Source organism: Microbacterium sp. NPDC064584 (genome assembly GCF_040687315.1).
Classification (GTDB): domain Bacteria; phylum Actinomycetota; class Actinomycetes; order Actinomycetales; family Microbacteriaceae; genus Microbacterium; species Microbacterium lacus.
This window is the reverse complement of record NZ_JBFBMZ010000002.1, coordinates 286,544-298,558: the sequence shown is the minus strand read 5'-3', so window position 1 is coordinate 298,558 and position 12,015 is coordinate 286,544. Positions and strand designations below refer to the sequence as shown.

Below are 12,015 nucleotides of genomic sequence, written 5' to 3'. Positions count from 1 at the left end.
GCGCGTGCATTACGACGATCCACCGACTCGATCCGCGTGCCGGCGGTCCTTCCCTTGATCACCATGACGATCTCGGCGGACGGCACGATGACCGTCGCCGTCGATGGGACGCCGTTCGAACCGCCTCGGTTCGCGGAACCCTGGGCCCGCGCGTCCTTTGCGGAAGTCATAGACACGGTCCTGCTCGCTCACGGGTCGCCGGTGCGGGTCGTCGTCCACGAGGCAGATGGCACGGTCTTTACCGACCTCATCACCCGGCCGCTGCAGGGCTCGGTCGCCCCGAGTGCGCCGCCGCAGATCCGGGACGCCGGGTCGAGCGCTCCGGCGGAGCCACTGGCCGCACCCGCAGCACTCATCGATGCGACGCCCTTGGTCGAGCCGCCTCGCGTTGTCTACGGCGAAGCGGGATTCCTCCCGGGCGAAGAGGTAGCCCTAGCGATCATCGTGCGTCACATCAAGGCTTCTGCGGACGGGTCCGCTCGAGCGTTGCTGGAACCGGGGCTCTGCCGCGTGACCGCCGAGGGCGAGATTGTCCTCGTGGGGAGAATCTCCGGCACGTGTGTTTTCGGGATCGCCACATGACGGGTCCCCACGGTGTCGGTATCTCCGGTCCCGACGGGCTGACCAACGTCGCGTTGCTCGCTCTCGGCGGGGCTGTTGCGATCGCCGGCATCCTGCGTGTGGGCGGCAATCTCGCCGCCTTCCTATCAGGAGCGGAGCAGCCGACAGGTGGTCTGGCCGCGGGACTCGGTGTCTTCGGCTCCCCCGCTGACCCGGGGGCGGCACTCGGATCTCCTGGGCTCAACGCCGTGGCGTACTGGGCTGTCGTCGTGGCGTTCGTGGCGCTGCTCAGCGTTTCGGGTTGGTGGGTCTGGCGCGTCATCCGAAACCACACCCGTCATGCCAGATCCGACCCGAACAGGATCGCCGGAATCGCGACCGCGGCCGACGTGCGCCGCGCTGCCTCCGATCACGCGTTGGTGGAGCGCGCGGCGCACCTTCGCGCTTCCGTCGACAAGCCGCGATGCGAGGACGTCGGCTACCTCGTGGGAGTGGCGCGAGGAACGAAGGTGTGGACGTCGGTTGAGGATTCCATCCTCGTGATCGGCCCTCCCAGGTCGGGCAAGGGCGCCCACGTCGTCATCAACGCGATCCTCGACGCACCTGGCGCCGTCGTAACGACCTCCACCAGGCCAGACAACCTCACGACCACCATTCGCTCGCGGATGAGTCGAGGGCCCGTCGCCGTGTTCGATCCACAGCATCTTGCCCCGGGAGTACCGGCGGGCTTGCGGTGGTCTCCGGTACGCGGCTGCGAGCTCCCACTAACCGCGATGATTCGCGCCGCGGGTCTTGCGGCCGGTACAGGCCTGTCGAGCGTTGGGGTGGAAAACGGCGGCTTCTGGGAGGGCAAGACCCGTACGGCCCTTCAGTCGCTGCTGCACGCCGCGGCACTCGACGGCCGCTCACCTGGTGAGCTCTTTCGCTGGACGCTCGATCCGGCCGCGGCGAAGGATGCCGTCGCGATCCTCACGTCCAATCCTGCGGCCGCGACGGGATGGGCCGAGTCGCTTGAGGCGATGATCGACGCCGACCCCCGCACGCGCGACTCGATCTGGCAGGGCGTCTCCCTGGCGCTGGCCGCTCTGGCTGACCCTCGTGTTCTCGATGCCGTCAGCCCGAGCGAGGACGAGCAGTTCGATCCGGAGACCTTTCTTCGACGCAACGGCACCCTGTACCTTCTCGCGACGGGCGCTGGCGCCGGCGCATCCTCCGCCCTCGTCGCCGCGCTGGTCGAAGACCTCGTCGAAACAGCGAGGCGGGTTGCCGCGAGATCCCCAGGCGCCCGCCTCGACCCGCCGCTGCTTCTGGCGCTGGATGAGATCGGCAACCTTGCCCCTCTGCCGTCGCTGCCTGTCCTGATGGCCGAAGGCGGGGGCACCGGTGTCACCACGATGCCGGTGCTTCAGTCGCTCGCGCAGGCCCGTCAGCGGTGGGGCGACAACGCAGCCACGGCGATCTGGGACGCGAGCATCGCCAAGATCGTGCTCGGTGGCGCCTCAGGCTCTCGAGACCTCCAGGACATCGCCACCCTGATTGGCGACCGCGACGAGGCCACCGACTCGATCACGATCGGTGAACGCGGCATGCGCTCTAACCAGCGATCGACGCGCCGGGTTCCGATCATGCCGCCCGACGTGATTCGCACGCTGCCGTACGGCACGGCGCTCCTCCTGCTGAGGTCGGCGCCGCCGATCGTCACTCGGATGCGCGAATGGACTGCTCGCCCCGACGCCGCGGACCTCCGTGCCGATCGGGCTCGAGTCGAGGAACAACTGCGGCGGGGATAGGCGACGCACCTATCAGATGATGGCCGACCTGCGGCCCTTTGGTAGGAGCATCCGATGACTATCCACACCCAGCAATCTCTGTCCGGGTTCATCGCGTCGCAGCCTCAACTCGCATTCAACGCGAAAGGCGAAGCCCGCTTCTGGGTGCGTATCGGGCAGGAGCACTTCGAACGCAACGATGACGGCACCTTCACTCAGACCGAGACCACGTACCACGACCTCGTCATGTTCCGACGCAACGCGGAGCGGGCCTATGCGATGTTCAACAAGGGCGACGTATTCATCGCCGAGGGATACACGCACACCTCGACGCGGGAACGCGACGGCGACACGGTCGAGACCGAAGAGTTCGTCGCCAAGCGCCTCGGACACGACTCCGCGCGCACCAATTACATACTGCAACGCCGCCGCAACGCGCTTCCGTCTGTGGCGGCATCCGCCCCGTCGACGGCAAAGCCGGCGGTCCGTCCCGTGGCCATCTGAGCGCCTGATGACGACCGACGAGCCCCTGCACTTTCCCGGGTACGAGTTCGAGCCACCGACGCCGGACGGCCCCGAAGGTGAGGCCGATGGCCTGCCGAGCGTGCCCCGCCCGGTGAACTGGAACGTGCTCACCTCGGATCGAGCGGCGTTCGAGTGGGTCGAGCTCGACAGGTGGGTGAACTGGCTACGCCGCACCTACGGGCTCGGACCGTCGATCATCCCACCGCTGTGGCACCGACACTCCGAACTCGTCTGGGAGCTCTCCGCTCTCCACCTGCACTGGTTGTGCGCGTACGACGAGGAGCAGCATGGTTCCGCTCCCCTCGGCTGGCACCAGGACTTCGCCGAGGCCCGCGAACGCCTGCACGACTGGGTCGCGGCCTGCGGCTCGCGCCTCGACCGTGACAGGGCGACACGTCAGACCGCGTGGCCCGGGGAAGATCCCGCCCCGTCGGTCGAAGAGATCCCCATCGAGGATCGTTCAGCCGACTTCCGCAGGTTCGTCGTAGCGGACGTGGCGCGGCGGCGGGCCGTCGAGGATGCATTCATCGCCGAGTCCGACGACTCGAATCATCAGCAATGAAGGGACTCGGGCGAAGTTTCCACATCTTGCCCGATTGACAGAGGATCACCGCCCGAGTCTGCGCGCTGGTCATCCGATCGAAGTGTTCATCGTTGGCCGGCGCAAGTACCAGCCCCGCATGTCAGGTCCAGGTTCACCGTCGGGCTCGCGCGCTGACGGACCGTTTAGCGAGCCGGCCGGCGGCGAGGCGCATGCGTCCTGCGGTTATCCCAACCAGTCGCTGACGCTTCCGACTACCCAGTTCCAAGCACCGGTGTGCGCCGACTGCTCGATCCTCGCCACATTTCGCGACAAGAGAGTTTTCAATGCTTGGCGTGCTCGCAGACGAGCTCGATGTGGCGCTCCAGAATCGGCAAGCTCCCGCGCTTTAAATTCGAGATCTTCCGCTGCGTCGCCGCCGAACTGACGGACAATCTCGATGAGCTCGGCTACCGGCGTGCCCTCCGTCACTAGTCCGTTTACGTTCTGCGCGACGATGCCTTCAACGCGCTCGATTACCTGCACGTTGACGACTGGAGTACTCCCGCCGTGACCAGCCGCCAGGCTCCTGGTCGCTGAACTCGCCGCGAAAGGTGAATCCGGTGCGAGCTGGCGGAAGAGCGCACCCAGCTCTGCAGAGTAGACATTCGGCAGCTCATCAATGAGCTCTGACTCGAGCTGCTGCTGGATCTCGAGAATCAGTCGCTCCTGCGTGTGCTTTGTATCGACGAGTACTCGTCGCGCGTTGCTGGCGTAATGGGCCACCACGCCGTTGGCGCGCTCCCGCGCTACGCCGAGGTCAAGCAGCATTCGCGAGGCAGCATCAGGGTCGTCCACGATGCTCAAGAATTGCGTTTGGTCCAGTCCCGAAATGGCCGTCCACCCCGGAGCACAAGGTTGCTGCAAGCCCTTGCGGTCGCTGGTGCCAACTGCGCCTCCCCGTCGGATGAGGCGTTGGCCGACAGAGAACTCAGCGAGCGGCCGCGGGAGCGATTCAATCTGCGCGGGGAACCGATAGTGCCAATCGACGGACAATCCCCCCTGCGGAAGCCCGCATCACGGACTTTGCAGCCACCTCCCGATGTTGAATCCTGCCGCGAGTCCCACCAAACCGACACCTAGGAGCCCTACCCAGCCCACCGGCGTGAACAGGCTCGCAACCAGTAGCACGCCACCCAACGCACCGAGGCCATTCACCACCCCACCGACGTTGTCCCCCCGTTCGAACGAACGCGCCGATGCCACGCCGAAGCCGATCGCTGCCGTGGCACCGGCAAACAGCGTGCCACCGGCCGCACCGATCGCCATGGCTTCGGCCGACCCCAGTATCGCGCCTGAGCCGTACATGATCCCGCTTGTCGCTTCTGCCACGCCGCCCAGCACCAGCGGTATGGCGACCCACGGGTTGGGATCCTGCCCACCCGTGATCGCCGTGAACATCCCGGTACCGATGAACAGCCCACCCCCGATTCCCCCACCCCAGGCACGGGCCGGCCATTCGTACCGGGCCTGAATCGACGTAGGTGCAGGAGCGCCGTGGGCCTCCACGGGGTGGCCAGCGAGGGCTCCACGACTCACTACCGACGCCGAGCGCGGTCCCCAGATACGTTCGAATTCTGCCTGCGTCAGCTTTCCACCCGGTGCGTTCGCACGCGCTCGGGCGAATTCCGCTTCGCCTGCTGCGTGCTCCGGTGTCGGAGCACCGTCGATGTCGCCCATCATCCAGCCCGAGCCGGTTCGAGCGATCGACGCCTTGGCATCGGCCTTGCCGGACACGCCGGACCACAGGTGCAATGTGCCTGTCGGCCTCCCTCCCGTTGTGCTGCTGGGCCTGGCGAGTTCTTGCACGACCGATCGCACCGCCCCCGGAACCGGCGCTTGCTCCACCCCGTCTGAGTGAACTGCCGGCGGTGCCGACTTCTTCTCGCCCTTAACGGTTACTTCCTCGACTTCGTCCTTCTTTGGCGTGTCAGACGTCGGCCCCGTACCGGTACCCCCACTCTCCCCTGAGGCGGGACGTTTGAGCCAATGCCCAACATCCCAGCCGCCGCCTTCGAGTGGCTTGACGAGCCCGACTCCCCTGTTCTCATTGTCCGGGGGAAGTTCCTGCCCCGCCGAGTCGAAGCCAGTGAAGTCGAACCCGCCCGCCCGCAATTTGCTCGACACGATCGCGGGGTCTGACACACCGGTCAGGCCGACCTCATCCAGAAGATAGGAGATCTGCTCCTGCATGCCCGTGGGGTCCCGATTCATTATCGGACTGTTCGCGCAGTACCTGAAAAGGTTCAGGGCGTCAGCGAACCCGGCCGGATCCGGACTTATCCATCGTCCCAGCCATGGCGCGTAGTAGCGCGCGCCGAAGTAGAGCAAGCCGGTCTCGTCGTCGAGCTCCTTCCCGCTGAATCGGAACCGCCGCAGGCTCAGGTCGACCCCGGGCTTGGCGGAGCGATAGGCGGTCGTGCCGTACGGGTGATACTCCTCGTAGGAGATGGGCTCGCCGGTGGCATCGGTCTCCAGCACCGCCGAACCGAGGTGGTTCGTGTACTGGTATCGGATCAGCGGCACGCCGAGCGGGTTCGAAGGGTCGGTGTTGTCGTCATCGCGGATCTTGGTATCAACCTGCGCGATTCGGTCGGTGCCGTCGCCGATGTGAACGGTCGATCGTTCGAAGCGCAGCTCTCCGGTCTCACGGCGCCGCCGTCGGAAGAGCTGCACCGCGCCGAGGTAGATCCATTCGAGGTTCAGGTTTCCCGCCCGCTCGATCACCTTCCGGATTCGTTGGCCGCTGAACGCGTAGTCGTACCGAGCCCTTCCGCCGCCGCCGAGATCCACGCTGTGCAGTTGATCAGAGGCGTTCCACTGCATTGACGCGAGGTGCGGCATGCGCGCCATGTTCCCGTATACATCGTGAGCATATGCATCGGAAAACGGTCCAGCCTCCGGGTCACCTGCACGACTCGTCGAAGTGAGGCGGTTGGTGCGGTCGGTGGGCGCTTCATCTCGTGCGTACCGGAAGCGCCGAGTCCAGCCGCTGCCCGCGCCCAGTTCGGAGCGGAAACGATGGGCGAGCCGAGTGATGTTTCCCAGCAGGTCGTACTCGTACTCTTCGGTGTAGGTGCGCACTGATGTGAGATCGTTGGGGTGCTTGAGCGTGACCGCGTCGAGATCCGTGTTCGTGCGGATGGCGTCGTTCACCACCCCCGCCAGTTCTCGGCCGGTCGCCTTCGTGAGCTGATAGATCGCGTCGTACTCGTAGCGCGTCTCCGGAACCACGACCGCGTTGTTGAAGAACCGGGTCTGCTGCGCGTCGTCTCTTATCTGCGTGATGTTGCCGACCGGATCGTAGGAGTACCGCAGTCGCTGTAGGGCCTCGGTTTCCGCGTCGTCTCCGACTGGAGCGCTGACAAGATCGGTAAGCCGGAATGTCTCCGGGTCGTGCGCGAACCGCGCCACGACATCGTTGCCATGATGAGCGTAGGTTCTCTGCCCTTTGGCATCGCAGTCCTGCGCCTTCAGGAAGTCGATCGTCGGGCCTTCGCCTCGGATCCGCGCGCTCATCGACGCAAGGAATCCGGCTCGGTTGTAAACCGGCAGCATCTCGGTACCGTCCGCCAGAGTCACCCGCGTCGGCCGATCGAGCGCATCGTAGTCGGCTGCCGATGTGAAAATCTCCGAGGGGTCGAGCAGGGGGGCGGCAGCCGCGAGTGCTGCCGCGACGTTTGTCTGAGCGCTCACGGAGCTCCAGTCCGGCGTGTCGACGTCCATCGCCGTGAGGACGCGTTCGACCGATGTCGGGCGGCCCCTAAAGTCGATACCCGGGATGCGGAAATACCCGCTCTGATCGAAGACGACGTGCGCGACGCCCAAGAGATTCAGCTGTCTCGCCTGAGTGGCACCGAGGCGGTCACCGAAGATTATGTGGGCGTGCAGGATGTCCGGTGTGCCACCCTCCCCTACGAATGAGCTGATGGGACGATGCAGTTCGTCGTATTCGAGGCGCAACCGACGGCCGTGCTCGTCCCAGGTCCGGACGAGCCGTCCCAGGACGTCGACGAATGTCCAGCGTCGGCCACGCTCGGCGCTCTCGCTGATCACGGGCGAACCGCCGATCGCGGCGAATCCACTCGCGACCTCCCGCTGCTTCTGGTCGATGATCCGCGAGAAGCGGCCCGTAAGATCCGACTCCGTCTTTATCGCCGCGGTCTTGCCTCCCCCGTAGTCCGCGACCGCGTACACGGCGCGCTCCAGACTGTCGAGGTGCGTCACGGCGGGCGTGCCGGAATGCCGCGCAGCGAGCCAGGCCGCCCGTCGGTCGGGGTCGTCCTGTGGCTCGGGTTCGACCGTGGGATCGGGGCTGCCCCGGAGCGCATACCAGTCACTGTCGGCGACGGTGTCGTTGGCGTCGAATGACCGGGTGAACCATGGGCTGAACTCGACTCGCGTCAACGTTCCGTCGGGCATGTCTGTGCGAATGACGCGGCCGAGCGGATCGAAGTGCGCGATGGCCGTGACACCGATCTCACTTACAGACTTGTCGTCCTCGAACTCGTTGGTGACGCTGAAATATGGTTCGTACTGCTTGACGACGTTGCCCTTGTTGTCCACGATCACGCGACCGCTGCCGAGCCAGCGCGGGTCTGCGTCGACCTCGGTGGCGGAGCTATCGGCGTTCACTCGCAGGGCGCGCCCCGGATGGACGAGAGCCTTCACGAGCCCCACTTCTCCGCCACCTGTCGAGTAGGCGTACATTTCCTGCCAGGGCGAGGTTGTGACGCCATGCTGCTCCCGCGTGAGAGTGCGAACGTAGTTGGGCTTACCGTGGAGCTGCCAGTTGAACAGCTCGTACTCCAGCCGGGATGTCGGATCGGCAAGATCATCGCCGTCGCTCGCTCCGATTTTCCCCATGATCGCCGTCACGACAACCATGCCGAGTTCGTCGTGCTGGACGGCCGACCTGTTGCCGTTGACATCCGTCAGCAGGACCGGTGCGAGCACCCGGTAGTCGTTGACGACGGTCGTCGCGGTCCAGGCGGCCTGCACCACGCGCACGGATTCCGTGAGGAGCCGATAGGCGTCGAACGTCGCGACCGTGGCGAGGCCGAGGGGATCGGTCGTCCCGACGGGGAGGAAGAACTCGTCGGCGGGCGCCGGCGGGTAGATGGATGTCGCCGACGGCGACCACCATCCGGGCTCGCCGAACAATTGCAGATAGCCGGCTGCGCTGAGATCGGCATCCGTCACCGCTCCGGCGTACTGCACCGCGAGGGTGCCCGGCGTGAGCCGGAGGCTGTAGCTCTGGTGCGCGAGCCCCAGGGTGTCCCATTCCCCCAGCGGCATCGGGTCGAGGCCGTTATCCAGGAATGTCGTGCGTTCGTCGGCGAGGAGTCTCCGCTGCGGCGACGCTCCGTCCGCGACGACCTCGTAGTCGATGGGGACCGCCTGCCCGACGAGCAGCGCGAGCTCCCCGAACGAGAAGAGCCCGCCGGCCGGACGGATACCCGTGATCTCCGATTTGCGCCACGCGTACGGCACGCGCCCTCGGAGCGCGTCGGCGTCCTCGAGGTCCTCGGTGTAGGAGAACTCGCCACAGGCCACATAAAGCTCCTGCTGGGCGCGCGTGACCTCCACCGGCAGTCCGGGGTCCGCGAGCCGCCTGCCGTAGACCACATCGCACGTCCTACGGGGGTTGCCGTACTCGTCGAGGTCGAGCTCGAGCGTATGCGAGATGCGCGGGTCGAGTGGATCGCGTTCGTAGCTGAGTAGCACGTTCTCGCGGCGTATCGGGAGGAAGACGGCGTGGCGGCTCTTGCCTCGCGGCTGCAGCCGACGCACTTCAAACGCGCCTTCCGTCACGGCGTACGGATGCTCCTGGACGGCGGAGCCGTCGTGACTGTAGACCTCTTGACGGATCATGGCGCCGCGGAGGGCGCGGACACTCTCCCGCCACTCGGAGGTCTCGAGGCCCTCGGGAAGGTGCGGCGGGGGGAGGTGCTGTTCGGCGAGGTAATACTCGTCGCGGTATCCGTGCGTCAGCCGCGCGGCGTCCGCGAACGCACCGGTGTGATACCAGGTGCGAGTGGTCACGGGAGGCTGGAAGAACTCGGGCGCCGTCTCCTGGAGTCCGTCGATGCCGGCGACGCCCAGGACATGGTCCTCGAAGGCGGCGGTGTCGAGCTGCTCGACCATCCCGAACCCGCGGAACTCGCGCTCGTGGCTGTCGAAGCAGCCGTGATGGTAGGCGTAGCGGCTCACGAAGCGGGTGCGGGCGACGCGGTCGATCGTCTCGACCTGCTCAACGACGTGGACGGGGAACGGAAGGCGGGTGAGCCACGGACGGCCGGAAAGCCGGTCCTGCAGAGCGAACTTCGTGGACGACGTGTAAGTGACGTGCGTCTCGCCACCCATGTTGTTGATGGTGGAGGTGAGGAGGTGGGGCTTCTGCGCGCCCATCAGGTCGACGTATCGGGACGGGCGCACGGTGCCTCCCGGCATCCGCGAGGTCCACACGAGGCACGCCGTGCCGTTTCCCAAGAGGTCGGCGCAGATCATTCGGTCGACGTCGTCCGTGAGCGGCGTGATCGCCAGAGGCTGCGGTGCGCTCCATCCGTTGCCGGACTGATTGAAGAAGATCAGGACACCGGTGCTGTGAAGGTAGAGGATGTCGGTCGTCCCGCTTCCGTCGACGTCGACGAGCCGCAGCCTCCTGGGGTCGAACTGATCGGGCGCATCGAACCAGGGCGCGTGATCCATCGTCACTTTGGGGCCGAAGCGTCCGTGACCGAAGTTCTGCCAGTACGAGACGTCGCCGTTGCGGATGCGCAGGATGTCGGACAGTCCATCCCCCGTGACGTCGGCGAGGTTTATCGACTCTCCCGCGTGGCGGAACACGACCCTCGGCGCATCCCGCTCGTCGATCGTGTGCGGGATACGTCGACCGGGCTCGAACCCGGATTCGCCGAGCGACTGGTACCAGATGAGCGCGTCGTCCTCGGTGATGAGCAGATCCAGGCGGCCGTCGCCGTCGAGATCGACGAATCTCAGATTTGGGTCGCTCAGGTCGACGACGGGCGGAGCGTTGAGCGGCACGAAGGGAAGCCATCCGTCAATGCCGTCGTGTTGAAAGAATCCGGGCGCGGATCCATCGAAGGCGACGATGTCGAGGCTTCCGTCCCCTCCCAGGTCGAAGAAGTCCGCGCCCTGCTGCAGGGCGGCTGTCGGCTTGGCGCCGACCGGCTCGGCGGCGGCGAACCGGGCGGCACTCGTGCCGTCCGGTCGTTTGGAGATCGGGCTGAGATTGCGCTCGTAGAACCACGCACCCGACTGTTCGGTGAGGATGCCAGGAACGCCGTCGCCATGGAGATCGATCCAGCGGTGGCGCTCGTCGGCGAGCGCCAGAGGCACCTCGTCGACAGACCCGCGCTCGACCTCGTGCACCGTGTCGTCCAGCCGCGGCTCCGAGTATCGCAGCTCCACCGCCGGGCGGCTCCGGAAGTCGTAGCCTGCCGCTGAGCGCCGGTAGCCGGTCTGGGTCACGGCGACAAGGAACGTGTACACCGGATTTCGCGCAGAAAGCGGATCGAGGTCGCTCGAATAGGTTAGGTCCGTCGACGCGACCAGGCAGTTGCGACCCACCCCGGCCTCGTCGGGGAAGTGGTGGAACATGAGCGTTCGTCGGCAGGTGCGGTAGGTGCGGACGTCGAAGCCGCTGCGACCCGCCGAGAACGGGTCGGGGCGGCAGGGCCACGCGCGGACCGGGGCGGGTGTGGGGGTGGTCTCATCGCGGTCGCCGTAGTCGAAGACGAGCTCGAATAGCCACGAGGAGCTGCCGTCCTCGGCGTGAGCGTCCGCAGGCTCCGGCCATGGGGCCGCGGGATCGAGCCGCGGATAGTAGGGCGCCCGATTGCCGTAGCGGACCCGGTCCGGATATCGCTGCGCGGATCGGGATGCCGCGTCCCGGTTCTGCTCGTGCGCTTTGGCGAGGTGCCCGCCCGCGGCGTCCTCGAAGATCCGCTCGGAGTCCTCGGGGCGGTAGTCGTAGACGACGACGTTCCCTTTGTCGTCGTGCGTCTCGCAGAGGAGCCAGCTGAAGATCCGGCGCGGATCCGCCGGGTCGGCGATGCGGCTCCGTGCGCTGCGGCCGTACCAGCTCGTGACGTTGTCCCTCGATATCGTCCGCCAGACGACGTCGGCGAGATCGGCGAGGTTGGTCCATTGCTCGACGCGCGCGAACGCTCCTTCGATGCGCGGCCGATAGAGGGCGACCGAATACGTTCTGCCGTCGACGACTCGCGACGTTGCGGGTGGGGCATGCCACGTCCCCGGCGGATCCTCTACAAGCAGGGGGACGAGGTCGTCGGCGCCGGAAAGCACGAAGTCGTCGGAGTCGATCTCGTCGAGGTATCGCGGGACCCCGTCGTCGGTCTTGCGGGTGACCGACGCGAGGGAGAGCGTCCATCCGAATCCGAAGGGACCGTTGCCGGACGCGGAGTCGTAGGAGAGCGAGAGGTCCGGTCCGAAGCCGGAACGGCCGGGGCTGGTCGACAGCGGCACCGACATCGATCCGGTGCCGTTCACCGGGTTGGAGGAGAATTTCTCACCCAACCCCCGGATCGCGCCGCC

At 66.4% G+C, this 12,015-nt stretch carries 6 protein-coding genes; 4 read left to right on the top strand and 2 right to left on the bottom strand.

Annotation, left to right across the window (positions count from 1 at the left end; translation table 11 throughout):
- Positions 1-63 precede the first annotated feature (63 nt).
- Genes AB0P18_RS05880 through AB0P18_RS05865 form a run of 4 tightly spaced genes read left to right on the top strand, consistent with a single transcriptional unit; the run spans position 64 to position 3,417 of the window.
- Entirely contained in the window at positions 64-582 is a 519-nt protein-coding gene (locus tag AB0P18_RS05880; RefSeq protein ID WP_363359332.1) for a hypothetical protein, read from the top strand.
- Positions 579-2,351, top strand: a complete 1,773-nt coding sequence (locus tag AB0P18_RS05875) for a TraM recognition domain-containing protein (RefSeq protein WP_363359331.1) — start codon at positions 579-581, stop codon at positions 2,349-2,351. The genes AB0P18_RS05880 and AB0P18_RS05875 overlap by 4 nt, the downstream gene beginning before the upstream one ends.
- A 54-nt stretch (positions 2,352-2,405) precedes the next feature.
- On the top strand, positions 2,406-2,834 hold the full coding sequence (locus AB0P18_RS05870; protein ID WP_363359330.1) for a single-stranded DNA-binding protein: 429 nt from the start codon (positions 2,406-2,408) through the stop codon (positions 2,832-2,834).
- Between the two features lie 7 nt (positions 2,835-2,841).
- Entirely contained in the window at positions 2,842-3,417 is a 576-nt protein-coding gene (locus AB0P18_RS05865) for a hypothetical protein (protein WP_363359329.1), read from the top strand.
- A 204-nt stretch (positions 3,418-3,621) separates the two neighbouring features.
- Here AB0P18_RS05865 and AB0P18_RS05860 read toward each other — a convergent pair whose 3' ends face one another.
- Both AB0P18_RS05860 and AB0P18_RS05855 read right to left on the bottom strand, forming a co-directional pair.
- Positions 3,622-4,242 carry a hypothetical protein gene (locus tag AB0P18_RS05860; protein WP_363359328.1) on the bottom strand — a complete coding sequence of 207 codons (621 nt, stop codon included), beginning with the start codon at positions 4,240-4,242 and terminating at the stop codon, positions 3,622-3,624.
- Between the two features lie 210 nt (positions 4,243-4,452).
- On the bottom strand, positions 4,453-11,997 hold the full coding sequence (locus tag AB0P18_RS05855; RefSeq protein ID WP_363359327.1) for a SpvB/TcaC N-terminal domain-containing protein: 7,545 nt from the start codon (positions 11,995-11,997) through the stop codon (positions 4,453-4,455).
- Positions 11,998-12,015: the final 18 nt, after the last annotated feature.

Coding starts and splice junctions, on each gene's coding strand:
- AB0P18_RS05880 (WP_363359332.1), top strand. CDS start 64: ATGACGATCTCGGCGGACGGCACGATGACCGTCGCCGTCGATGGGACG.
- AB0P18_RS05875 (WP_363359331.1), top strand. CDS start 579: ATGACGGGTCCCCACGGTGTCGGTATCTCCGGTCCCGACGGGCTGACC.
- AB0P18_RS05870 (WP_363359330.1), top strand. CDS start 2,406: ATGACTATCCACACCCAGCAATCTCTGTCCGGGTTCATCGCGTCGCAG.
- AB0P18_RS05865 (WP_363359329.1), top strand. CDS start 2,842: ATGACGACCGACGAGCCCCTGCACTTTCCCGGGTACGAGTTCGAGCCA.